The sequence below is a fragment of the Kitasatospora sp. NBC_01266 genome, assembly GCF_036242395.1.
Classification (GTDB): Bacteria; Actinomycetota; Actinomycetes; order Streptomycetales; family Streptomycetaceae; genus Kitasatospora.
Map to the genome: position 1 here is coordinate 3,182,015 of NZ_CP108458.1, position 22,918 is coordinate 3,204,932.

The following is a 22,918-nucleotide window of genomic DNA, read 5'->3' on the forward strand; positions in this document are numbered from 1 at the left end:
TCAGTGAAGGGGAACGATTCCTGGGGCACCGCTACGTTCTGACGAACCGCCAGAACCGGATCAGGCGACGGCGCGGGCGGCGCTCTGCCGGGCGCCGGTGCGCAGGTCCACCGGGTCGATCGGGTGCGGGGCGTTGATCACCTTCCCGAAGACCTTGTACTTGATCGGCAGCGCGTTCAGCGCGCTGTACCGGGCCCGGCGGGCCCAGACCGCGAACGGGGTGTCCGCGCCGAGCGCCGCCTCCTGGATCCGCTGGTAGCGGGTGACCTGGGCCTTGTGCGCCTTGCGGTCCGCCACGAAGGCGTCGAACTCGGCGGCCTGGAGCTGCTGGTGGGACTTCTTCAGGGACCTGGCGATCACCGGGGCGACGCAGACCACGTCCTGGATGGCGAGGTTGACGCCCTGGCCGAGGATCGGGGTGACGGTGTGCGAGGCGTCGCCGATCAGCACCAGGCCGTCGCGCGCCCACTGGTCCAGCTCCGCGGTGAAGATCTCCAGGAAGCTGGTGTCGTCGAAGGAGGTCAGGTACTCGTCCAGCAGCGGCCGCAGCCGCGGGTCGATCGCGGCGATGCCCTCGCGGAAGGCGTCGAAGCCCTGCTTGCGCACGTCGCCGAGCCCGCGCTTGGGCAGGTTGTGCCCGATCCGCAGGAAGTCGGGGAAGGTCGGCAGCACCACCAGGTGCTTGTCCTGGTTGACCACCAGCTGGGCCTGGTGGCCCCAGTCGGCCGGGCGCGGCAGCTTGAAGGAGAGGAAGTCGCGGCCCATCGGGGTGATGGTGGCCGCCAGGCCCGCGGCCTTGCGGACCTTGGAGAACCGCCCGTCCGCGCCGACCACCAGCCGCGAGCGCACCTCCACCCGGGCGCCGTCGGCGAGCTTGAGCACCCCGCCCAGGATCTGGCCGCCCTGCTCGATCAGGCCGGTGCAGTTGGTGCTGGACGCGTAGTGGTAGCCCGGCTCGGCCAGCGCGGCCTGCTGGAAGATGCCGATCAGCGCGGGCTGCGGGATGTCGATCGGCAGCACCCCGATCGGGAACTTCGCGTAGTCGATGGTGAAGACCTGGCGGCCCTCCATCCGCATGGTCACGGACCGGGTCTCCAGGTAGCCGTGCTCCTTCAGCGCGGCGTCGAAGCCGAGCCGGCGCAGCGTCACGGCCGAGGGCGCGGCCAGCGTCTCGCCGCGGAAGTCGCGCTCCAGGCTGCTCTGCTTCTCCACGTGCAGCACCTCGATGCCGCGCCGGGCCAGCAGGCAGCCCAGCAGGGCGCCGGCCGGACCGCCGCCGACGATCAGCACATCCACAGTGGTCGGGACGGTCATGGCATCTCCCAGTGCTCGAGCTTGTCCTTGGTGCGGGCGAGGAGTTCCGCGGCCAGCGCGCCGTCGAGGATGCGGTGGTCGAAGGTGAGCGAGAGGGTCAGCACGGGCGCGGCGACGATCCGCCCGTCGCGGACCACGGGTGTGTCGGCGATCCGGCCGATGCCGAAGCCGAGCGCGCCGGTGATCATCGGCAGGATCGAGCGGACCTGCTCGTGGCCGACCGAGGTGACCGAGAAGACGCCGCCCAGCTCGGTGCGGCGGCCCGGGTCCCGGGTGGCCAGCCGGTAGGCCAGCCAGGCCAGCGGCACCGGCAGCTTCGCCACCCGCAGCACGTTGCGGAACGGGCCCTCGGGGTCGGTGACTTCGGCGTCCTTGTAGCTGTCCAGCTCGGTCTGCAGCTCCAGCACCGAGCGGCGCTGGGCCGACTTGACGATGCCGGAGACCACGCACCGGGTGCCGTCCACCGTCTTGTCGAAGAGCACCTTGGCGTGCACCTCGTCCAGCACCGCCAGCTTCGGGCGCGCGGTGGAACCGGTGAGCACCGAGCGGGCCGGCGGGCAGTCGGCGATCACGTCGGCGCCGGCCTTGACCACGAAGCTCGCGTAGCTGAGCTTGCCGCCGCTGGCCACCCGCGCCGCCTTGAGCCGGCTCGCGTCCACGTCCGCCACCAGGTGCACGTGGCAGGTGTTCCGGGCGTCGCGCAGGAAGGTGTAGGTGCCGCGTCTGGCGGCGGGGAACGCCGTGGTGACGGCGTTCACCGGGCCACCTGGACGTCGGCCACCAGGGCCGACAGGTCGGCCAGCAGCTCGGCCTTCATGAACCGGTCGTAGTCCACCGACTCGCCCAGCTCGCGCTCCAGGTAGACCAGCACCCGAAGGGCGTTCACCGAGTCCCACTCCTCGATGTCGGCCAGCGGCTGGTCCATCGACAGGCTCTCCTCGTCGAGGTCCAGCAGTTGGGCCACGACTTCCTTGACCACCTGGTCGGACGACAGCTGATCAGCTGACACGGAATGCCTCCTCGGGCTGGTTGATGCGGATCCACCTGGGGAGTTCGGACAGCTCCCGCAGGTCGTGGCGGAAGGCGCCGGGCGCCGTCTCGGTGAACCCGGCGGCGGCGTAGAAGCCGGCGAACTGGCCGTTCTTGGCGGTCCTGGTGTAGCTCGCCAGGACCGCCGGGGCTCCCTCGGCGGCGGCCGCGCGCAGCACCAGGCCGAGGATCGCGTCCTCCACCTCGCGGGAGAAGACCCGGCAGCTGAGCACGAAGTTCTCCACCGTCCGGGCGCCGTCGGCCTCCCGGCCCAGCGCCAGGGCGGCGATCAGGCCGTTGTCGCCGAAGCGGTCGGTCAGCCGGGCGGCGAAGAAGTCGGCCGCCCCCGCCTCCACCTCGGGCAGCCCGTAGCGGCGGCCGGTCAGGTTGAACTGGTTGGTCTTGCCGAAGAGTTGGGCGATCCGCACGGCGTTCAGCGGGTTGACCGGCTCGATCGTCAGCTCGGATTCCAGGCTCTCCAGATACTCCGTCAGACTGCTTGCCGCGCCCGCCAGTTCGGCCCGGGCGGCGCGCGAGCGGTAGAGCTCGGTGCGGCCGCGGTCCTCGGCGGTCAGGCTCAGCACGTTGAAGTCGCCCCGGGCCGCCAGGGTGCTCGCGTAGCCGGCCGGGTCGGCGGGCAGCGGGACGGTGGCCACCTGGGGCAGCAACTCGGCCATCAGGCCGCGCTCCACGGGGTTGTCGTCGACAAAGACCATCGCGTCCACGCCGATGTTGAGCTGCTCGGCGATCCGGCGCACGTTGTCCGGCTTGGGGTTCCAGTTCGCCGCGAAGGCCACGAAGTCGGCCGGTTTCAGCGCCATCTCGGGGTGGCTGGCCACCGCCTCCCGGGCGATCACCTCCTCGTTCTTCGAGGCGACCGCGAGCATCACCCCCTGCGCCATGAAGTCCTTGGCCAGCAGCTGGAGTTCGCGGTGCGCCGAGCCAGGGAAGGCGCCGCCGAGCTTGAGCCCGGCCACCGAGTCGTCACCGACCACGCCGCCCCACAGGGTGTTGTCCAGGTCGAGCACCAGGCACTTGGCGGCCCGCCCGAGCGCGGCCCGCACCACCTTGGCCAACTCGCCCGCGTAGCCGGCCAGGAACTCGGGCGCGTAGACCTGCCCGGCCACGTGCCGCATCCGGTCGGCGGCGAAGAGCCGGCCGGAGCGCTCGGCCACCGCGGCCAGGTCGAGCACCACCACCGACTCGTGCCGCCCGGCCAGCGCCAGCAGTTCGGCGTTCATCCGGTACCAGGCCGCGACCAGCCGGGCCTTGCCGCGGTAGTCCACGAAGCGGTCCCGGGTGAGCGGGCCGAGCGGCACGGTGGCCAGCGCCACCAGGCCGCCCAGGGTCTGTGCGGTCGCCGTCAGCCACTGCTCCAGCTCGCCGGGGAAGGCGGCGCAGCGCTGCTCGATCTCGGCCAGGTCCAGGCGCTCCACCACGCCCTCGAAGACCGCGGCCTCGTCCAGCAGCAGCGCGCTGAGCTGCGGGCGCAGGTCCTTCAGCCCCGGCGCACCGGAGAGGATCTCGAAGCGCCACTGGTTGAAGCCGGCCGACCGGATCTCGGGCAGCACCCCGGCGCCCACCAGGTGGGCGGTCAGCAGCGGCGCCAGCGCGTCCAGTGTGGAACTGCCGAGCAGCGCCAGCCGGTAGTCGGCGAAGCCGCCGGCCGCCGCCAACTGCTCGCGCTGGACGGGGCCGGAGAGCAGGCTGCCGGCCGCCTCCAGGTCCAGCGGCTCACCGGCCGCCACCAGCAGGCCGAGCAACTCGCGTACCCGCTCCGCCGGTTCGGTCAGCCCCGCGCGCTTGAGGGCGCGCAGCTCGGCCACCGGGGAGCGGCGTGCGGTCGGTTCACTGGACATCGCCGGCCGCCTCCCGCCGGTAGCGCAGGGCCAGCCCGGAGACCGTCCACTTGGCGGACTCGATGGTGGTGACCAGCACCCGGTCCCGGTCGCCGCCGCCCTCCTCGATCCGCTTCAGCGCGCGGTAGAGCTGGATGAAGGGCAGCGCGTTGCCGTTGTTGCCGGTGTCCGCCACGCAGCCGACCGCCTGCTCCGGCCGCACCCCCATGAACTCCCGGATCCGGTCCGCCATCACGCCGTTCAGCTGCGGGGTGAGGATGTGCTCGACCTCGGCGACGGGCCAGCCGGTGAGCTGGGCCAACTCCTGCAGCACGCCGGCCGCCAGGCCCGGCACGTACTGCTCGATCGCCTTGTAGTCCTCCTCCCCCATCGGCTCGCGGATCTCCTTGCCGTTCGCCGCGGTGATCGTCGGCGCGCCGTCCGCGCCGTACCAGCGCACCAGTTGGGCGGGCTTGCGGCCCTTGCCGACGGTGCGCAGCACCACGTGGTCGACCACCAGGCCGGGGCCGTCCACCGAGGCGTCGACCACGGCCGCGCCCGCGCCGTCGCCGAAGAGCGCGAAGTTGGCCAGCTCGGCGGGGCTGATCCGCTTCAGGTCGCGGTTGGCGGGCCAGAGCTTGACCACGCTGTCGGCGCCGATCACCAGGCCGCGCCGGTGCCCGGAGGCGAGCAGCGCGCGCGCCGTGTAGAGACCCTGCAGCGCGCCCGCGCAGCCGGCGGTGAGCTGGATGGCGGGCAGGTCGTTGAGCCCGAGCCGGTCGGCGACCAGGTTCACGGTGGCCGGCATCAGGTGGTCGGGGGAGCCGGTGCTCAGGATCAGGAAGTCGATGGAGGAGAGCTCGACGCCGGCCGCCGCCAGCGCCCGCTGACCGGCCAGCGTGGCCAGGTCGCCGGTGTTCTTCGGCACGCCGTCCGCGCTGTCCGGCTCGCAGAAGTAGCGGCTGCGGTTGCCGGTCATCCGGTCCAGCCACTTCTCGTGCAGGCCGAAACGTTCCGCCATGTCCCGGTTCGTGACCGGCTCGCCCGGGAGCACCTCACTGAGGCCGATGATTCTCAAGGGATCAGATCCTTGTCTCGCGTCCGTGGGTTGCGCGATCCGAGGCGGTGCCGGCATCAGCCGCTACGCCCGGTCCAGTTACGTTCGAACGTAGGTTTCGCGACTTGGGAGAAACTTGAATACGACTCCACGGCTTCACTGGCGGGGTCTGCCTGACCCCAAGCGGAACCCCTAAGCTGCGGGTCCATGACCGTCACCACCGCACTGTGGTCCTTCGCCCTGGTCGTCGGGCTGCTCACCCTCACCCCCGGCCTCGACACCGCGCTGATCCTGCGCACCTCCGCGCTCGGCCGCCGCCGCCGCGCCTGGGGCGTGGTGCTCGGCATCCAGACCGGCACGCTGATCTGGGGCACCCTCACCTCGCTGGGCGTCACCGCGCTGCTGACCGCCTCCCGGCTGGGCTACGAGACGCTGCGCTGGGCCGGTGCGGGCTACCTGCTCTGGATGGGCGCCCGGATGCTGCTGCGCCGCAGCGCGGACGGGCCCACCCCCGCCGAGCCGACCGACCTCGACGGCCCCGCCGCCGACCCCGCCGCCGACCCCGACCGCCTCGCCCCCGGCTGGCGGCAGGGCACCCTGACCAACCTGCTCAACCCCAAGATGGGCGTCTTCTACGTCGCCCTGCTCCCGCAGTTCATCCCGCCCGCCGCGCCGCACCTCGCCTTCGGGCTGCTGCTGACCAGCATCCACGTGCTGTTCGGCCTGATCTGGTCCACCGTGCTGCTCGGCTTCGCCACCGCACTGAGCACTCAGCTGCGCCGCCCGGCCGCCCGCCGGCTGCTGGACCGGATCACCGGTGCCGTGGTGATCGGCTTCGCCGTCCGGCTGGCACTCGGCGACTGAGGCGACCGAGGCGACCGGCCCCCATCGGCGACGACCCCCGGCGCTATCCTGGGCGGCGGCACGGCCCTGAACGAAGGGCACGAGAATGCGCGTCGGAATCACCGGACACCAGGGCCTGTCCGACCTGACCGAGCTGCTGGTGCGCGGCGAGCTGTGGCGCCTGGTGACCACGTACGGTCCGTACGAGCTGGTCGGCGTCACCGCGCTGCGCCCGGGTCCGGAGACCTGGTTCGCCCAGGCGGTGCGCGAGCACGGCGGCACGGTGGAGATCATCGTCCCGGCGGGCGACCGCGCGCTGCCCCGGCAGGGGGCCGCCGGCGAGATCGCCCGCGAGGCCACCGCCGTGCACCGGCTCGCCCCGGCCTCGGCCGGCGGGCTCGGGGACGACCTGGGCCGGGCCCTGGTCGGCATGATCGACGAACTGATCGCGGTCTGGGACGGCGGCGCGGGCGACGAGCCGGCCGAGGTGGCCGCGCTGACCCGGGCGGCCGGGCTCTGGGTGCACGAGGTCTGGCCGGCCGGCAGCGAGCGCCCCCGCTGACCCAAGATCCACCGGCCCGGCCCCGAGCCCCCCGGTTGCCGGGCCCGCGCACCCTGCGAACCATGGGAGAGGTGAGCGAGAACCATCGCGGCTACCTGCGACACCCCCATCTGACCGGCGGACTGCTGACACTGACCGCCGAGGACGACGTCTGGCTCGCCCCGCTCGAACCTGACGGATCGTCAGGCCGGGCCTGGCGGGCCAGCTGTGACCGCACCCGGGTCTCGCACCCCAGACTCTCCCCCGACGGCCGCACGGTCGCCTGGACCAGCTGGGCCGCGCTCACCCCCGAGGTGTGGACCGCGCCCACCGAGGGCGGCGAGGCGGTCCGGCTGACCTACTGGGGCAGCCAGGACACCCGGGTGCGCGGCTGGCTGCCCACCGGCGAGGTGCTCGCGCTCACCTCCTTCCACGAGCCCTTCGCCCACTACACCTGGGCGCACGCGCTGCCACCGGACGGCTCCCCGGGCCGCCGGCTGCCCTGGGGCCCGGTCCGCGACCTGCAGCTGACGGCCGATCACACGCTGCTGCTGACCGCCGCCGCCCCGCACGAGCCGGCCGCCTGGAAGCGCTACCGGGGCGGCGCCACCGGGCGGCTCTGGCTGGACGGCGAGCAGCTGCTGCCCGACCTGCCCGGACAGCTCTCCTCTCCGATGCTGGTCGACGACCGGGTGGCCTTTCTCTCCGACCATGAGGGCATCGGCAACCTCTACTCCTGCCGCCCGGACGGCACCGACCTGCGCCGGCACACCGACCACGCCACCTACTACGCCCGCGAGGCGAGCACCGACGGCCACCGGGTGGTCTACCAGCACGCCGGCGACCTGTGGCTGCTGGACAGCCTGGACACCCCCGTCCCGCACCGGCTCACCGTGCGCCTGGGCGGCTCCCGGGCCGGGCGCCGCCCGTACCAGGTGACCGCCGCCCGGCACCTCAACGACCTGGTCTGCGACGCCACCGGGCGCTCCGGCGTGGTCGGGGTGCGCGGCAGCCTCTACTGGCTCACCCACCGCGACGGCCCGGCCCGCGCGCTGGCCGACACCCCGGGGGTGCGGGCCCGGCTGCCCGCCGTGCTCGGCCGCACCGGGCGGATCGCCTGGGTCACCGACGCCGAGGGCGAGGACGCGATCGAGCTGGCCACCCTGCCCGGCAGCGCCGCCGCGCCCCCCGCGACCACGGCCACCACCCCGGCCGGGTCACCTGCCGGGGCCGCCGCGGCTCCCGCCCGCCGGATCGCCGCCGGGCAGCTGGGCCAGGTGCTCGAACTGGTCGCCGCCCCCGACGGCCTGCTGCTGGCGGCCGCCGCCGGTGACGGCCGACTGCTGCTGGTCAGCACCGCCGACGGCGAGGTCCGGGAGGTGGCCAGGTCCGGCTACGGCCCGATCCGGGGCCTGGCCTTCTCCCCCGACTCGCACTGGCTGGCCTGGTCGCAGCCGGTCGCCGGCCGCTCACTGCGCCGGATCCGGCTGCAGCGCCTGAACCTGCCCGAGGCGCTGCCGCTGAACGTCACCGAGGGCCGGTTCGAGGACGAGCAGCCGGTCTTCACCCGGGACGGCCGCTACCTGGTCTTCCTCTCCTGGCGCGGCTTCGACCCGGTGCACGACGTGCACACCGGCGACCTCTCGTTCCCGCTCGGCTGCCGCCCGTACCTGGTCCCGCTGGCCGCCGACACCCCCTCCCCGTTCGCCGCCCCGGTCGGCGACGAGGCGGACCCGGCGCCCGGCGACGGGACCGTCCTGGTCGACGTCGAGGGCCTGGCCGAGCGGCTGGTGCCGTTCCCGGTGATCGCCTCCAAGTACTCCACCCCGATGCCGGTGCGCGGCGGGCTGCTCTGGCTGCGCTGGCCGATCGCCGGCGCGCTCGGCGAGACCTTCGCCAGCCCCACCGACCTGTCGGGCCGCCCCGCCCTGGAGTACTTCGACCTGGCCTCCGCCACCCGCAGCACCGTGCAGGAGCAGGTCGACGGCTTTGCCGCCTCCGGCGACGGCACGGCGGTGGCCACCTTCGTGGCCGGTTCGCTCAAGCTGATGCCGCTGGGCGCGCCCGGCGCCGCCATGACGGTGGACCTGCGCCGGATCACCCACACCGTGCACCCGGGCCCGGAGTGGCGCCAGGCCTACCGCGAGGCCGCCCGCACGGTCCGCGACCAGTTCTGGGATCCGGGGTTGGGCGGCCTGGACTGGCCCGCGCTGGTCGCCCAGTACGAGCCGCTGCTGGAGCGGATCGCCTCCCCCGACGACTTCGCCGACCTGCTGCGCGAACTGCTCGGCGAACTCGGCACCTCGCACGCCTACGTCACCCCCGCCCGGCGCGGCGAGGGGCCGGCACCCGTGCAGCAGCCGCTCGGCCTGCTCGGGGCGAGCGTGCAGCGCGAGCCGGACGGGCGCTGGCTGCTGGGCCGGGTGCTGCTCGGCGAGTCCTCCGACCCCCGGGCCCGCGCCCCGCTGGCGGGCCACCAGGTGCGCACCGGCGACGAGTTGGTGGCGATCGCCGGCCGCACCCCGGACCCGGTGCGCGGCCCGGCCCCGCTGCTGGCCGGGGCCGGCGGCAACACCCTGGAGATCGCCGTGCGGCGCGGACCGGACGGCCCGGTGCGCCGGGTGGCGATCACCCCGGTGACCGACGAGCGACCGCTGCGCTACCAGGACTGGGTGGCCCGACGCCGGGCGCTGGTAAGGGAGTTCAGCGACGGGCTCTGCGGCTACCTGCACATCCCGGACCTCGGCGGCTCCGGCTGGGCCCAGTTCAACCGCGACCTGCGCCGCGAACTCGACCGCCCTGCCCTGGTGTTGGATGTCCGGGGAAACGCCGGTGGCAATGTCTCCGAGCTGGTCCTGGAGAAGCTGACCCGCCGGGTGCTGGCCTGGGACCACACCCGTGGCCGGCGCGCCGTGCGCTACCCGCGCGACGCCCCGCGCGGTCCGATCGTGGCGCTGGCCGACGAGGCGACCAGCTCGGACGGGGACGTGATCATCGCGGCGGTCAAACTGCTGGGCCTGGGCCCGGTGGTCGGCCGGCGGACCTGGGGCGGGGTGATCGGCACCATCGGCCGGCACACCCTGGGTGACGGCACCCAGCTCTCGGTGCCCGCCAACGCCGCCTGGTTCACCGGCGGGCTCGGCTTCGGGATCGAGAACCACGGGGTCGAACCGGACATCCCGGTGCTGCGCAGCCCCGCCGACTGGGCGGCCGGACGCAACACCGAACTGGCCGAGGCGGTCCGGGTCGCCCTGGAACTGCTGCGCACCCACCCCGCCGCCGCGCCGCCCCCGACCGACACCCCGCGCCCCGACCTGCGGCGCCCGCCGCTGCCGCCGCGCACCTGACGCCCCGCACAGCTGTGCGGGGCGCGTCCTGATCCGCAGGACGCGCCCCGCTCAGCTGTGGGGTCAGCGGGTCACCGCTCCCATTCGGGGCCGCCCTCGCTCTCCATGTCCGACGCGGCCTGCTGGGCCGGGTCGTCGGCGCTCTGCTGGCCTCGGTCGGTGATGTTCCCCAGGGCGTCGGCCGCCGGACCAGGCATGTGCTCCTGGGCCTTGTCGGCGGTCTGCTGCCCGGCGTCCATCGCGCGGTCCTTGGCACCGGACGCCATGTCGGTGGCCTTCTCACTGTGGTCACCGAACATGCCCTTGAGCTTGTCCATCATGCCCATGTCTCCTCCTCGCGGTTCGTCCGACAATGGGCTGCCACCAACATGTCACCGCTCACCCGGACCCGCACGTCGACGGCCACCGCACCGCACTGGGGCCCCTACCCCCACTGGCGGCTACTAGGCCTTGGCGCCCACCCAGCCCCCGGTCATGGCCTGCACCGCCGAGCCGTCCTGGTCGGCCAGCTTGACCCCGGTGAAGGCGCGCGCGGCATCCGAGGTCTGCACCCGGAAGGCCGGCTGCTCGGCGGTCAGCAGGTCGATGATCGCGCCGGCCGCGCCCTCGGAGGTCTGCGCGGCGGCGAAGGCGGTGCCGACCCGCTCCAGGTAGCTCGCCATCGCCGACCCGTACGGACCGGCGGCGGCCACCACGTCCGGGCCGACGCCGATGTTGGCGACGAACTCGCTGGCCACCGCGCCCGGCTCGACCACGCTCACCCGCACGCCCGTGGTCGCGGCGACCGGCGCGAGCGACTCCATGAAGCCCTCGACGGCGAACTTCGCCGCGCAGTACGCCTCGTTGAACGGCTGGCCGACCACGCCGCCGACGCTGGTCACGCTGATCAGCCGGCCCTTGCTCTCACGCAGCAGCGGCATCGCGGCCCGGGTCACCTCGACCACGCCGAAGAAGTTGACCTCCATGACGGTGCGCACGTCCGCGACGGTGCCCTGCTCGATGGTGCCCACGTGCCCGGCCCCGGCGTTGTTGATCACCGCGTCCAGCCGCCCGTGGTCGGCGACGATCCCGGCCAGCGCCGCCTCGACCGACGCCGGGTCGGTGACGTCCAGCGCCCGCACCTCGACCAGCTCGCGCACCCCCGCGGCCTCGGCGGCCTTCAGCAGGGCGCCGGCCTTTGCGGTGTCCCGCATGGTGGCGACGGCCCGCCAGCCGGCCTGAGCGGCGGCGACGGCGGTGGCCAGGCCGATGCCGGAGGAGGTGCCGGTGATCAGAACGGTCTGCTCGTTGCTCATCTGGTGCTCCAATTGCTCAGTGGCATTGCTTATGAACCATAACTACCCGGCTCGATAACTATGCAGCCAGATGTTTTCCGTTGTCAACCATCTCGGTAGACTGGCCGCATGCCATCGGATGAACTGACCGCCCAGGTCCTGGGACTCTTCGTCGCGGTCAATCGCCGCTACGCCCAGGAGTCCGAGGCCGCCGCCACCGCACACGAGCTCACCCCGCTGCAGGCCAAGGCGCTGCTGTCGTCCGAACAGCCGGTCGCGATGCGCCGGGTCGCCGAGTGCCTGCACGCCGAGCCGTCCAACGTCACCGCGATCGTGGACCGCCTGGAAGCCCGCGGCCTGGTCGAACGCCGCCCCAGCCCGGGCGACCGCCGGGTCAAACTGGTCGCCGCCACCGAGTCAGGCCTGAGCGTGATCGCCGATCTGCGCGCCCGCACGCCGTTCGTCTCGCACCCGCTGGAGGCGCTGAGCGTCGAGCAGCGGGAGACGCTGCGCGAGCTGCTGGCGCTGATGCTGGAGGGGTGAGGCGCGCCCGAGAAGGGCCCGGTCCGCTGATCCCCCGGCGGCGGCCCGCTCGGCCCGCGCGCCCGTCAGCGCTCAGTCCCGGTCTCCGAGCCGGAGGGTGGCGGTGGCGCCGCCCTCGGGGCTGTTGGCGAGCTGGAGCCGGGAGCGGAGGACGGCCGCCTGGCCCATCGCGATGGTCAGGCCCAGCCCGTGGCCCTTGCCCCGCTCGGGGGTGCCGGTGCGGAAGCGCTGGGGGCCCTCGGCGAGCAGTTCGGGCGGATAGCCGGGTCCGTGGTCGCGGATGACCACCGTGTCGTCGTCGATGGTGATCTCCACCGGGGGCCGGCCGTGGCGGTGGGCGTTGATGAGGAGGTTGGCGATGATCCGGTCGAGTCGGCGGGGGTCGATCTCGATCGTGCTCGCCTGACGCACGGTCACATCGGCTTCGAGACCGGTGCGTTCGACGGCCTCGATGACGACCTCCGGCAGCGGTACCGGGAACAGGTCCGCCTGTTCCACCCCGGCGTCCAGGCGGGAGATCTCCAACAGGTTCTCGACCATGGTCCGCAGCACCGCGATCCGGCCGCGCACCAGGTCGGTGGCTTCGCCGTCGGGCAGCAGATCGGCCGCGAAGACCAGACCGGTGAGGGGGGTGCGCAGTTCGTGGGCGACGTCGGCGGTGAAGCGCTGCTCGGCGAGCAGGCGCTGGTGCATCGCGTCGGCCATGTGGTCGAAGGCCGCGGCGATGTCGTCGACCTCGTCGTGGGCGAGGCTGCCGATGCGCAGGCGTTGCGGGTGGGTGCGGGCCGCGAGGTCCCCGGCGGAGATCCGGCGGGCGGTGGCGGCGACCCGGCGCAGTCGCCGGTTGGGGAGTTCGGCGGCGAGCGCCGCGACCGGGGCGATGACGGCCAGCGCGGCCAACGAGGCGTAGACCATGTGCCGGTCCAGGGCCTCCAGGCTCACCCGGTCGGTGGTCATGTCGACCACGGTGGAGAGCAGGTGCCCGTTCATCATCGTGGCTCCCCACATCTGGCTGGTGTAGGACCCCTGCTCCTCGTAGGCGGTGACGAACCGTTGCGTCCGGGCCCGCTCGACCAGATCGGCCGGCACTGTGTCCGAGTCCGACTGCACTCCGGCCGGCACGGCGCCGCCCCGGTAGAGCGCGTTCGTGGCGTCGCTGAGATGGCTGAGCGCGGTGTTCTCCGCGATGTCCGTGCTGCGGTCCCAGGTGGACTCGTGCACCAGCACGCCGACGGCGAGCGCGAGCGCGGCCGAGGCGGCGGCCGCCAGTGCCGCGATCTTCCACCGCAGGGAGTGCGGGTTGAGCAGGTCCTTGAGGCGCACCGCGGTCAACGCCTCAGCTTGTAGCCGAAACCGCGCACGGTCTCGACCCGGTCGGCGCCGACCTTCCTGCGCAGCCGCTGCACCGCCAGGTCGACGACCCGGCTGTCACCGTCCCAGCCGTAGTCCCACACCTTGCGCAGCAGGGTGTGGCGGTCCAGGACGATGCCGGGGTTGGCGGCGAACTCCAGCAGCAGGCGCAGCTCGGTCGGCGTGAGCGAGACCGGCACCCGGGCCAGCCGGACCTCCATCCCGAGCGTGTCGATCGCCAGGTCACCGAAGACCAGCAGGCCGCTGGGCGGCGGCTCCGGCGCGGGTGCCGGTGCCTGCGCACCGGGGGCGGTCTCGGCCGCCGGACCGAGCGAGTAGGTGGCGCGGCGCAGCAGCGAACGGATCCGGGCGACCAGCACCACGGTGTCCACCGGCTTGACGATGTAGTCGTCGGCCCCGGCCTCCAGACCGGCCACCACGTCCAGCGCGTCGCCACGCGCCGACATCATCAGCACCGGCGTCATGCTCGTCTCGCGCACCAGGCGGCACAGGCTGATCCCGTCCAGCTCGGGCAGCATCACGTCCAGCAGCAGCACGTCGTGGCCACCCTCGCGGGCCAGGCGCAGTCCGGTCAGCCCGTCGGGGGCGGTGACGACCTGGTAGCCGTAGGGCTCCAGGGCGAGTGCGACGGAGCGGCGGATCACCTCGTCGTCCTCGACCAGCAGCACGCGGACGGGTTCGGACGGCGGACCGGTGGGGGTGGCGGGGCGGGGCACAGCTTCCTTCCTGCGGGTTCGGGTGAATCGCCAGGAGGGAAGGAGGGACGGCCGGGGGCTGACGCTGGGCCCCTCCCGGCGCGTGCCCTCCACGGTACTGGGCAGGTCGCGGATCCGGGACCGCGCCCTCCCGCAGGTCAGCGGCACGGCGACCGGCGCCGGGCTTCGACGGCGGATTTCCGACGCCCTCGTCCCCGTCGTCCCCGTCGTCCTCGCCGTCCCCGCCGTCCTCATCGCAGGCCGTCCTGGATGGCGGTGATCAGCTTGTGGCTGACCCGCAGCACGGTCCGCAGCCCCTCGGCCGGTGGCTGTCCGGCGTCCTGTTGCAGCACGACGCCGATCACCAGGCGCGGCCCGCTCGAAGTGCTCGCCTGGGCGGCCCAGACCAGGGCTCCGCCGGCGGGCGTGCTGGAGCCGGTCTTCAACCCGACCACACCGTCACGGCCGACGAGGGTGTTGGTGTTGCGCACCGTGCCCGGCACGCCGGGGACGGTCGTGGACTCGGTGCCGACGACCGCGGCCAGCGCCGGGACGGCCATGGCCTGCCGGGCGAGGACGAGCTGGTCGTCGGAGGTACTGGTGGTGTCGGACTGGATGCCGCTGGCGCCGGTGTAGGAGGTGTTCCTCATCCCCAGGGAACGGGCCCGGTCATTCATCTTCGCGACGAAGGCCTGCTCGCTGCCCGCGTCCCAACGGGCCAGCAGGCGCGCGATGTTGTTGCCCGAGGGCAGCATCATCAGAAGCAGCAGCTGCCGTTCGGTCAGTTGCTGGCCCGCGCGGACGGGGGCGGTCGACTCCTCCTTCGAGTGGGACTCGTCGGCGGCCTGCTGGTCGACGGTGATCGTGGGGCCCTCGTCCTCCCGGCTGCCCAAGGGGTGGTCCTCGAGCACGACGTAGGCCGTCATCACCTTGGTGACACTGGCGATCGGGACCGGACGCTGCTCCCCGCGCGTGCCGAGGCTGCCCACCCCCTCCACCACCACGCTCGACTGGCCCTGGTCCGGCCAGGGCAGAGCGGCCCACCCCGGCAGGGCCTGTGCCGCCGCCGCGTCGGGCGCAAACACGATCGCGGGCGGGGTGCGGCCCGCGCCGCTGGGGACGAGCGTGCTCGCGACCACCGTCGCGCAGGCGATCGCGACGGCCGCCGCCACCTGCAGCACCGCCCGCGGCCTTCGCGCCGCAAGCCCAGGGATCAGACGCATCGAGGGCCACCTCCAGGAGTTGGACGCGCCGTGGTGCGCGTCACCGCCACGGTGGCTCCCGGACGTGTCAGCCCCACGGTGGCAGTGCATCCGCCACCGCTTGGCCCTGTATCGGTTCCGCATCAGCCCGCCCGCACCCGGGACGGAGCACGAGGCGCGCGCCGCCACCGGCAGGGCGGCGGCGTGGGCTACCCCTGCACCGCCGCCAGCAGCGTCCAGCCGTCCACGTGCAGTTCCTCCTCGCCCCAGCCGCAGGCCCCCACCGCGTCCAGCAACGCCCGCACCACGCCCGGCTGATGCAGGTTGACCACCGCACCGCCGACCACCCCGACCGCATCGGGCACCAGTCGACCCGGCCCCTCCGTGAAGCCGATCACCAGCCGCCCGCCCTCGCCCAGCCGCCGCACCGACAGGATCTCGGTGCACCCGCTCCCGTCGGCGCCGTGCCGGTGCCCCACCCACCAGAGGAAGACCTGCTCGCCGACGACCAGCCGGCGCACCCGCCTACTCCCCATCGAACGCCTCGTCACTCCACCGGAACCAGGCGCGTCCGCCCTCGATGTGCAGCAGGAACTCCGCGACCGGCCCGGCATCCGGCGCCACCAGCGTCAGCTCACGCCCGATCGGAGCGTACGCGTCCTCGAAGCGCTCGAACTCCTCGGCCTCCAGGGCCGCGAGCGACTCATCGAACCACGGCCGCACCGCCGCGTACCCCGGCCCCGCCACGAACCTCCCGTTCAGCCAAGGGAAGTCGGACCCGTCGACTTCTACCTCCCCCACCAACAACTCCCCGCGCAGCAGCCGCCATGTCCGCTCCCTGTAGCTCACGCACCGCAGCATCCCACCCGCCTCTGACAACCGCCCGACACAAAGCTTCCTGACGGTCCATCAGCCGAAGATACGCCCACGATACGACGCTCTCGGATGCTTGGGCCTGCCAACACGGCATCAGTTCGTTCGCTGGGAAGGAAGCAACACATGACCGCTCGTACCCGGCAGCGCGTGCGTCGCGCCGTCACCAAGGCCGCCCTGGTCGGCACCGCCGTCGCCGCCGCACTGAGCCTCACCGCCACCGGGGCCAACGCGACCGTCGGCGCCGGCATCCAGACCGCGACCTTCACCCTCGCGCAGGGCAACTGGTCCAGCAACTACGCGACCTACAACGCCAACAACGGCTACGAGATCATCCTGCAGACCGACGGCAACTTCGTGCTCTACAACGGCAACGGCACAGCCCTCTGGGCAAGCGGCACCGACGGCAAGGGCGTCACCCAGCTCGACTGGTCGCAGTCGGGCTACGTCAAGCTGCTGAACAGCTCCAACGGCGTCGTCTGCACCCTGGGCGCCCTCAGCCCGGCCCCAGGCGGCCAGGCCGTGCTGCAGAACGACGGCAACTTCGTCTTCTACAACACCGCCGGCAACGCCACCTGGGCCACCAACACCTACAACGGCCAGCAGGGCAACCTCGACTACTGCTACACCTGATCGGCGCCTGATACCTCCATAGCGGTCCCCCGGGCCTAGCCCGGTGCCTCCGTGTGAAGGGCCACCACGGTGACCTTCACACGGAGGCTCACGCGTCTCACGCGGCAGTCGGCGGATTCCGGGCCAGGTCACCGCCACCGGCGACCAGCGCACCGCCCGTGCATCCTCATCCGCCTACCACAAGGCCCATGCGAGGCCGGTGCCACTCGCCCACCGGTCGCAGCGCGGCCCGCATCAGCACCCGGGACCGCTCCTGCGCGGAGTCCCAGCGCAGGCACTGCTCGCGGGCGAAGGCCCGCAGCAGGTCCGAATAGCCGTAGCGGTCCGGTGCGAGCGCGGAGATCAGGTGGGCGTCCAGCAGCGTTTCGAGGATCCGTTCCACCTCCCGCCGGGACTGGCCCAGCAGTTCGGCGGCGGTGGCGGTCCAGAAGGCGGGGATGTCCGGCTGAGCGAGCAGGCGGAAGGCCCGTGCGGAGGCCGGGTCCAGGGCGTCGTGGCTGAGCGTGAGTGCGGCGCGTAAGTCCAGGCTGCCCAGCCGCAGTTCGTCGAAGAGGCGACGGCCGTCGGTCAGCCGGTCGGCCAGGTAGCGGACGGTCCACAGCGGGCGGGCGGACAACCGGGCCGCGCAGATCCGCAGCGCGAGCGGCAGCCGTCCGCAGGCCGTCACCAGTCTCCGGGCCGCCGCCGGATCGGCGGCGATCCGCTCCGGGCCCACGGTCCGGCTCAGCAGCAGCTGCGCCTCGCCACCGGTCAGCGGTTCCAGCTCCACCTGCCGGGCCCCGATCAGGTCGGCGAGCCGGCTGCGGCTGGTGATCAGCGTCGCGTTCGCCGGGTCGGCCGGCAGCAGCGGGCGGACCTGTGCGCCGTCCCGCGCGTTGTCCAGCACCACCAGCACCCGCCGGCCCACCAGCACCGAGCGGTACAGCGCGGTGCGCTCCGCCGTACCCGCCGGGATCGCCTCGGCGGGCACCCCCAGGGTGAGCAGGAAGGTGCGGAGCACCGAGCACGGCGAGGCGGGTTCGCGGTCCGTACCGCGCAGGTCGGCGAAGAGCGTGCCGGCCGGCGAGGAGGAGCGGGCGCGACGGGCGACGTGCCCGGCCAACGCGCTCTTGCCGACGCCGGGTTGGCCCGAGACGACCAGCAGGCAGGGCGCGTCCCGGTCCGCCCGGTCCAACTCCGTTGCCAGCACGGAGATCTCGGCGAGCCGGCCGACGAAGTCCGGTTCCTGCGGCGGGATCTGAAATGGTAGTGGCTCAGGACCGACCCGCTCAGGACCAACCTGCTCAGAACCGGCCCGCTCAGGACCGGCCGGGAGCGGCGCGACCCGCCGGGGCCGACCGCACTGCACCTCCAACCAGGGCTCGCCGCACAGGATCCGGCGGTGCAGCTCGCGCAGCTCGCTCCCGGGCTCGACCCCGATGTCCTCGGCCAGGATGGCGCGGACCTCCCGGTAGACCGCCAGCGCCTCGCCCTGCCGTCCGCTGCCGTACAGCGCTGTCATCAGCTGCGCCCAGAACCGCTCCCGCCCGGGGTGCTCGGCGGTGAGCCGTCGCAGCTCGGCGATCACCGCCGAACTGCGGCCCAGCCTCAGCTCGGCCTCCAGTCGCGCCTCCAGGGCGTCCAGCCGGCCCTCGGCGAGCCGGTCCACCTGCTCCAACTGGAGCCGGTCGGACGGGACGTCCACCAGCGCGGGACCGCGCCACAGCCGCAGCGCCCGGTCGAGCAGTTCGAGCGCGAGCTCGAACGCGCCCTGCCGCAGCGCCGCGACGCCTTGGTCACGCAGCAGCTCGAACCGCTGGGCGTCGAACTCCTCGGCCTCGATGTTGATCCGGTAGCCGCCGGCCAGCGTCTCGACGCGGTCACCGGCCGCACCGAGCGCGTTCCGCAACCGGCTCACATAGTTGCGCAGGGTGATGGCGGCGCTGCGCGGCGGCCGCCCGTCCCAGACCATCTCCGCCAGCAGATCGCTCGGGACCACCCGCCCCCTGCGCGTCAGCAGCGCCGCCAGCAGGATGCGCTGCTTCGCCGCCGGAACGGCTCGGACGCCCTCGTCGTCCAGCACCAGCATCGGTCCGAGAATGGCGAACTCCACTCGTGTACCCCCTTGACACCAATGGGCCATGACCAGTCGCCACCAGGCGAACCGCGGCGGCGCCGATCCACCTAACGTTCTAGTGGTGCGCCGGTTGTTCGAACCCTGACCGTCGTGCCGATCAATCAATTCCATTCAATGCGGCGCGCCGATGCCCGACTTGGTCTGGTGATGTGGTGCTTTCGGCCCCCGCCCCCGGACCACCACGCTCCGCATTCGGCTCAACGGCCTCCGGCCCGGCCGCACACGCGGCCGGGCCGGAGCTCGACGGGCCGGAGCTCGACGGGCAGCTAGCCGCAGTGGCTCCACCCGCTGGTCCAGGTGGTCCCCTGGTAGGTGCCACCCCACATGACGCAGGCGGCCGGCGCGGCCAGCGTCACGGGCCCGGCGTAGTAGGTGTAGCTGCCCGGATTGCTCGCACTCGCCCCGCCCTGGACGCTGAGCGTGGCGTTGAGCGACACCGGACCGGTCGGTGTGTTCACCATCGTGGTCACGCAGTTCTGCTGGGTGGCGCCGCTGTAGAGCAGGTAGACCTCGGCGCCACCCAGGCTGTGCGAGTCGACGACGCTGAAGCCGGCGCCGCAGACGGCGGTGGGGGTGTACGGGTTGCTGCTCGCGGCCACCGGTGTGGTGTAGCCGGCGATGTAGTAGCCGTCGGCCGGGTCCACGCTGCTGGGCTGGCTCCCCACGGCCAACTCACTGGCGGGGATGGTGATCGAGACCACCTGGGAACTGACCGCCCAGGCCGCCATGGTGGTGGTGCTCGGGTCGCCGTTCCAGTCGCCGTTGGCGGTGGTGACGGATCCGTCGGCGTTCAGCGCGGTCACGACGGCCACGTGGTGGATCAGCGAGTCCTTGGTGCTGGCGTACTCGATCGCGTCGCCCAGCTGCGGCTGGTAGCCGGCCTGGGTGTGCTGGGTGCCGTTCTGCTGGCCGTACTGCTGGAAGCTCGCGGCCCCGGCGTTCAGACCGGCGGTCGAGAACCCGCTGTTGGCCCAGACCCACTGCGCGAAGTCCGCGCACCAGTACTCGGGCCCGCCCGAGCCGCCGCCGCTGCAACTGGTCTCGAACTGGGCGCCGCCGAGGGTGTTGTAGCTCGGCGTGTTGGCACAGGTGCCGGCGCTCTTGCCCACGTTGGCGGCGGCGAGTGCGGCGGCGGACGCTCCGCTGGGTGCGGCGGCCGATGCGGCCGACAGACCGGTGAAGGAGAGCAGAGCGGCCGTCAGGATCACTGCCCCCCAGGCGGATATTCGGTGGACGAACCGGTTCATGTCCATGGTGCTCCTCGCGGAAGAAGGTGGGTGAGGTCCCTGCCGGGTGGCGATTCTGCGCCGACGATGTATCGCCGGCGTCACGCCGGAAGGTTCCTCGATCCCACCTGCAACCTGCGGCTCATTCAACTCACCATCGGTCCAGAACGGTTGAAGGAGCTCACCATGCGCGTGCCCGTAATCTCCCGCCCCCGGACGAGCTCACGCCTCCCGGGCCGGGCGGTGCGCTGCGGCCCGGCTGCGGGCCAGGTCTGCGGTGATCCGGGTGTGCACGGTGCTCATCTCGGCCAGAGTGGCGTCGAGTTCGGCGGTGGTGGCGGCGCTTCCGGTGGTCACCTGGTGGTCGAGCTGCCGACCGAGGGCACGCAGGTCGGCGCGGGCGGCAGCGCGGTCGAAGGGGGCGGGGGAGATGGGGGTGGCACTCATGGTTCTGTCGTTCCTTCGGTTCTTCCGATCTCACCGGGGGAGGTTCAGGTCGGCTCGCGCGGAGCGCAGCCGCGTCCGGTGGACGTAGCGGCCGGCCCGTTCGAAGCCGTCCACGCAGTACGGGAGGGTCACGGGTCCGGTGTCGGTGGCGATCTGCGGGCCGGGGGCGATCAGGGTCTGCCGGTCGCAGCACGCGCACCAGCCGAACCGCCACTGATGCCGGGGCGGGAGCGCGACGGGGGGCTTCACGCGGAGCCCTCGCGGGGGCGGACGGGGGCGCGAACGGCGCGCAACTCCGGCGCTTCGATGAGCGGTTGGATCTCACTCGCGGGGGTCTCCCACTCGCACCCGCCACCGGGCGGGCGGAGGAAGACGGTGGGGTGCTTGCCGAAGCCGGGGCCCATGTAGTGGCCGGTCAGGTGGTGTTTGGCGTCACGGACCAGCTCGTTGGGCTGGGGGGTGTAGAGGGTGGGTGGGGGTGTTCTGCGCGTGCTCATGGCCATTCCTCTCCGTAGCGAACTGATTACAAGCATCGGCATGCGGAGGTACGCTCACCAGGGCTTGAACCTTGACAAATCCTGCGCGTGGAAGGTTCGAACGATCATGAACGAGCGCGAAACTGACCCGACGTCATCTCCCCAGACTCGCTTCGCCTCCGAGTTCCGCAGGTCACGGCGGGCCAAGGGCTGGTCGCAGGTCCAGACCGGCAAGCGCATGGGCTTCTCAAACACGCTGGTGTCGTACGTCGAACGGGGGAAGCGCCCTCCAACAAAGAACTTCGCCGTTAAAGCCGACGAAGCGTTCGGAACGGACGGGTTCTTCTTCGAGCTCTGGCGAAGGTACAGCCGCGCCGCGCTACTTGAGGGCATCGAGGAGTTCGCCGAGTGCGAGGGCCGGTGCCGACGCTTGCGGACGTTCGAACTCGGCGTGATCCCAGGTCTCTTCCAAGTGCCCAGCTACACCGCTGCCCTGGCTTTGGCAGCCGTCCAGCGGGGCAGCATCACCCAGGAGCAGGCGGACGAACGGATCGCTTATCTGGCGGCCCGTCAGCGGCGGGTACTCGATCAGAAGCGTCCACCGATCATCCACGCGGTCATGGACGAGAGCTGCCTAGTGCGGCCGGTGGGAGGCCTCAACGTGATGGCTGAGCAGCTCCATCATCTTGAGGCGCTGGCGATCCGTCCGCACATCACGCTCCAAGTAGCACCGTTCAGCCTCGGGGAGCACAGGCCCTTCACTCTCCCAGTGGTGCTGTTGTCACTGCCAGATCACACGGTTGTCGGCTACTCGGAGTCTCAACTGCGCGGCTACCTTGAGCGTGGGCGCGAGCCCATTGCCGCATGGGAGAGAGACTACGATCAGCTGCAAGTAGAGTCGCTGTCCAAGGCGGCTTCACTCACCAGGATCCGCGCTGTTCGGAAGGAACTTGAATGCTCCACATCGACCTGACCGACGCTCGGTGGGTGAAGTCGGGATACAGCGACAACGGCGGCAACTGCGTCGAGTGGGCTCCGGAGTTCGCTCCCCTCGGCTCCGTCCCCGTCCGCGACTCCAAGGACCCCCACGGCCCCGCCCTCGTCTTCACCACCGACGCCTGGCGCGCCTTCGCCCGCAGCACCGCCGCCGGCGAGTTCAACACCCGCTGATCAACGCACCACCAAGGCCCCGTCACTCCAGCCCGGAGCACGGGGCCAGCTCCATTCCCTGACCACTCGTCACATCAAGGAGCACCCCTCATGACCCTTCACCTGCCCGCCCCCACCTGGCTCAAGTCCTCCCACAGCAACAACGGCGGCGACTGCATCGAGTGGGCCCCCAACCTCCCCCACCTCGTCCCCGTCCGCGACTCCAAGGACCCCCACGGCCCCGCCCTCACCTTCACCCCCGACGCCTGGCGCGCCTTCGCCCGCAGCACCGCCGCCGGCAGCCTCCGACCCGCCTAACTGCTCCTCACCCCCAAGAGGCGAGGAGCACCCGGGCAACCGGTGGGATCAGCTCAGCGCCTGCGTCCCCGAGCACTTCAGGGTGCCGGTGGCCTTGGCCGCGCCCCCGGTCATCTCGGTGATCGGCAGGTCGGTGAACTTGACGGTGTCAGCGGTGCGGCTGGCCGCCGCACCGACTGCGGACTGACCGCTCCAGACCTTGGGAGCGGTGGCATCGGGGACGGTCATCGTCAGCGAGAACTGCCCCGCACCGTCGAAGCCGATGACGACGGCCGGGCCGGTGCCGCTGCCGTCGTCGGCCGTGCCGGACATGGTCAGCTTGCCGGACGGGGACTTCTCGCCCAGGCAGGCCACCGTGGTGAAGTGGTAGGTGCTCCCCGCGGACAGCGTGATGGTGCCGCTGCCCCCGATACCGTCACCGGGCACCCCGGACGGCTTCGCAGCGGTGCCGCCTCCCGCAGCGGCACCGTTGGCGGGTGCCGCCTGGGCGCCCTTCGCGGGGGTGGAGGTGCTGGTGGATCCGCAGCCGGCGACCAGGAGGATGGAGAGGCCGGCAAGAGCGACAATTGACATACGATCAGTTCTCATCATGAGCGGACTCTAATGGTCAGCTCAGACATACGTGT

At 72.4% G+C, this 22,918-nt stretch carries 26 protein-coding genes; 8 read left to right on the forward strand and 18 right to left on the reverse strand.

Annotation, left to right across the window (positions count from 1 at the left end; genetic code table 11):
• Positions 1-60: 60 nt before the first annotated feature.
• The 5 genes from OG403_RS13435 to OG403_RS13455 are packed head-to-tail and all read right to left on the reverse strand — an operon-like array spanning position 61 to position 5,202.
• Positions 61-1,314, reverse strand: a complete 1,254-nt coding sequence (locus OG403_RS13435; RefSeq protein WP_329564329.1) for an FAD-dependent monooxygenase — start codon at positions 1,312-1,314, stop codon at positions 61-63.
• Positions 1,311-2,072, reverse strand: a complete 762-nt coding sequence (locus OG403_RS13440; protein ID WP_329564331.1) for a 2-oxo acid dehydrogenase subunit E2 — start codon at positions 2,070-2,072, stop codon at positions 1,311-1,313. Before OG403_RS13440 ends, OG403_RS13435 begins: the two co-directional genes overlap by 4 nt.
• Positions 2,069-2,323 (reverse strand): acyl carrier protein, encoded by a 255-nt coding sequence (locus OG403_RS13445; protein WP_329564333.1) that lies wholly within the window; start codon positions 2,321-2,323, stop codon positions 2,069-2,071. Before OG403_RS13445 ends, OG403_RS13440 begins: the two co-directional genes overlap by 4 nt.
• The gene (locus tag OG403_RS13450) at positions 2,313-4,202 is read right to left on the reverse strand and encodes an HAD-IIIC family phosphatase (RefSeq protein ID WP_329564335.1); all 1,890 of its coding nucleotides are present in this window, start codon (positions 4,200-4,202) and stop codon (positions 2,313-2,315) included. Before OG403_RS13450 ends, OG403_RS13445 begins: the two co-directional genes overlap by 11 nt.
• Entirely contained in the window at positions 4,192-5,202 is a 1,011-nt protein-coding gene (locus OG403_RS13455; RefSeq protein ID WP_329564337.1) for a 3-oxoacyl-ACP synthase III family protein, read from the reverse strand. The genes OG403_RS13450 and OG403_RS13455 overlap by 11 nt, the downstream gene beginning before the upstream one ends.
• Positions 5,203-5,445: 243 nt before the next feature.
• Here OG403_RS13455 and OG403_RS13460 point away from each other — a divergent pair, with 243 nt between their 5' ends.
• The 3 genes from OG403_RS13460 (at position 5,446) to OG403_RS13470 (ending at position 9,969) form a co-directional block, all read left to right on the forward strand.
• Positions 5,446-6,102 carry a LysE family translocator gene (locus OG403_RS13460; protein ID WP_329564339.1) on the forward strand — a complete coding sequence of 219 codons (657 nt, stop codon included), beginning with the start codon at positions 5,446-5,448 and terminating at the stop codon, positions 6,100-6,102.
• Positions 6,103-6,187: 85 nt separating this feature from the next.
• Positions 6,188-6,643 carry a hypothetical protein gene (locus OG403_RS13465; protein WP_329564341.1) on the forward strand — a complete coding sequence of 152 codons (456 nt, stop codon included), beginning with the start codon at positions 6,188-6,190 and terminating at the stop codon, positions 6,641-6,643.
• A 62-nt stretch (positions 6,644-6,705) separates the two neighbouring features.
• Positions 6,706-9,969, forward strand: coding sequence for a S41 family peptidase (locus tag OG403_RS13470; RefSeq protein ID WP_329564343.1), 3,264 nt, complete (start codon positions 6,706-6,708; stop codon positions 9,967-9,969).
• A gap of 71 nt (positions 9,970-10,040) precedes the next feature.
• Here the strand turns inward: OG403_RS13470 and OG403_RS13475 are convergent, their stop codons facing one another.
• Together OG403_RS13475 and OG403_RS13480 are read right to left on the reverse strand one after the other, a co-directional pair.
• Positions 10,041-10,295, reverse strand: coding sequence for a hypothetical protein (locus tag OG403_RS13475; RefSeq protein WP_329564345.1), 255 nt, complete (start codon positions 10,293-10,295; stop codon positions 10,041-10,043).
• A 117-nt stretch (positions 10,296-10,412) separates the two neighbouring features.
• Positions 10,413-11,264 carry an SDR family NAD(P)-dependent oxidoreductase gene (locus OG403_RS13480; protein ID WP_329564347.1) on the reverse strand — a complete coding sequence of 284 codons (852 nt, stop codon included), beginning with the start codon at positions 11,262-11,264 and terminating at the stop codon, positions 10,413-10,415.
• Positions 11,265-11,372: 108 nt separating this feature from the next.
• Between OG403_RS13480 and OG403_RS13485 the strand changes: the two genes are divergently transcribed.
• A complete protein-coding gene (locus OG403_RS13485; RefSeq protein WP_329564349.1) occupies positions 11,373-11,786 on the forward strand; it encodes a MarR family winged helix-turn-helix transcriptional regulator in 414 nt (137 codons plus the stop codon).
• Between the two features lie 72 nt (positions 11,787-11,858).
• On the opposite strand, the gene OG403_RS13490 is transcribed toward OG403_RS13485, so the two are convergent.
• From OG403_RS13490 to OG403_RS13510, 5 genes are all read right to left on the reverse strand, one after another.
• A complete protein-coding gene (locus OG403_RS13490; RefSeq protein WP_329572289.1) occupies positions 11,859-13,109 on the reverse strand; it encodes a HAMP domain-containing sensor histidine kinase in 1,251 nt (416 codons plus the stop codon).
• Positions 13,110-13,114: 5 nt separating this feature from the next.
• A complete protein-coding gene (gene cseB, locus OG403_RS13495; protein ID WP_329564351.1) occupies positions 13,115-13,873 on the reverse strand; it encodes a two-component system response regulator CseB in 759 nt (252 codons plus the stop codon).
• Between the two features lie 230 nt (positions 13,874-14,103).
• Positions 14,104-15,075, reverse strand: coding sequence for a D-alanyl-D-alanine carboxypeptidase family protein (locus tag OG403_RS13500; RefSeq protein WP_329564353.1), 972 nt, complete (start codon positions 15,073-15,075; stop codon positions 14,104-14,106).
• 188 nt (positions 15,076-15,263) lie between these two features.
• Entirely contained in the window at positions 15,264-15,575 is a 312-nt protein-coding gene (locus OG403_RS13505; RefSeq protein ID WP_329564355.1) for a hypothetical protein, read from the reverse strand.
• Positions 15,576-15,579: 4 nt separating this feature from the next.
• Positions 15,580-15,903 carry a hypothetical protein gene (locus tag OG403_RS13510; protein ID WP_329564357.1) on the reverse strand — a complete coding sequence of 108 codons (324 nt, stop codon included), beginning with the start codon at positions 15,901-15,903 and terminating at the stop codon, positions 15,580-15,582.
• Between the two features lie 150 nt (positions 15,904-16,053).
• Between OG403_RS13510 and OG403_RS13515 the strand changes: the two genes are divergently transcribed.
• Positions 16,054-16,560: a hypothetical protein gene (locus OG403_RS13515; RefSeq protein ID WP_329564359.1), complete on the forward strand. Its 507-nt coding sequence runs from the start codon at positions 16,054-16,056 to the stop codon at positions 16,558-16,560.
• Between the two features lie 166 nt (positions 16,561-16,726).
• Here the strand turns inward: OG403_RS13515 and OG403_RS13520 are convergent, their stop codons facing one another.
• The 5 genes from OG403_RS13520 to OG403_RS13540 all read right to left on the reverse strand — a co-directional run bounded on the left by OG403_RS13520 (position 16,727) and on the right by OG403_RS13540 (position 20,846).
• Positions 16,727-18,652, reverse strand: a complete 1,926-nt coding sequence (locus OG403_RS13520; protein WP_329564361.1) for an AfsR/SARP family transcriptional regulator — start codon at positions 18,650-18,652, stop codon at positions 16,727-16,729.
• A gap of 290 nt (positions 18,653-18,942) precedes the next feature.
• Positions 18,943-19,929: a CHAP domain-containing protein gene (locus OG403_RS13525; protein ID WP_329564363.1), complete on the reverse strand. Its 987-nt coding sequence runs from the start codon at positions 19,927-19,929 to the stop codon at positions 18,943-18,945.
• Between the two features lie 195 nt (positions 19,930-20,124).
• A complete protein-coding gene (locus tag OG403_RS13530) occupies positions 20,125-20,349 on the reverse strand; it encodes a hypothetical protein (protein WP_329564365.1) in 225 nt (74 codons plus the stop codon).
• Between the two features lie 30 nt (positions 20,350-20,379).
• Complete coding sequence (locus OG403_RS13535; protein WP_329564367.1) at positions 20,380-20,598, reverse strand: hypothetical protein; 219 nt, start codon at positions 20,596-20,598, stop codon at positions 20,380-20,382.
• Positions 20,595-20,846 carry a hypothetical protein gene (locus tag OG403_RS13540; protein WP_329564369.1) on the reverse strand — a complete coding sequence of 84 codons (252 nt, stop codon included), beginning with the start codon at positions 20,844-20,846 and terminating at the stop codon, positions 20,595-20,597. The genes OG403_RS13535 and OG403_RS13540 overlap by 4 nt, the downstream gene beginning before the upstream one ends.
• A 106-nt stretch (positions 20,847-20,952) precedes the next feature.
• On the opposite strand from OG403_RS13540, the gene OG403_RS13545 reads away from it, so the two are divergent.
• The 3 genes from OG403_RS13545 (at position 20,953) to OG403_RS13555 (ending at position 22,292) form a co-directional block, all read left to right on the forward strand.
• Positions 20,953-21,798, forward strand: coding sequence for a helix-turn-helix domain-containing protein (locus OG403_RS13545; protein ID WP_329564371.1), 846 nt, complete (start codon positions 20,953-20,955; stop codon positions 21,796-21,798).
• Entirely contained in the window at positions 21,780-21,995 is a 216-nt protein-coding gene (locus OG403_RS13550) for a DUF397 domain-containing protein (RefSeq protein ID WP_329564373.1), read from the forward strand. Before OG403_RS13545 ends, OG403_RS13550 begins: the two co-directional genes overlap by 19 nt.
• Positions 21,996-22,085: 90 nt before the next feature.
• Positions 22,086-22,292, forward strand: a complete 207-nt coding sequence (locus tag OG403_RS13555) for a DUF397 domain-containing protein (protein ID WP_329564375.1) — start codon at positions 22,086-22,088, stop codon at positions 22,290-22,292.
• A gap of 48 nt (positions 22,293-22,340) precedes the next feature.
• Here OG403_RS13555 and OG403_RS13560 read toward each other — a convergent pair whose 3' ends face one another.
• Positions 22,341-22,865 carry a hypothetical protein gene (locus tag OG403_RS13560; protein ID WP_329564377.1) on the reverse strand — a complete coding sequence of 175 codons (525 nt, stop codon included), beginning with the start codon at positions 22,863-22,865 and terminating at the stop codon, positions 22,341-22,343.
• Between the last annotated feature and the right edge of the window lie 53 nt (positions 22,866-22,918).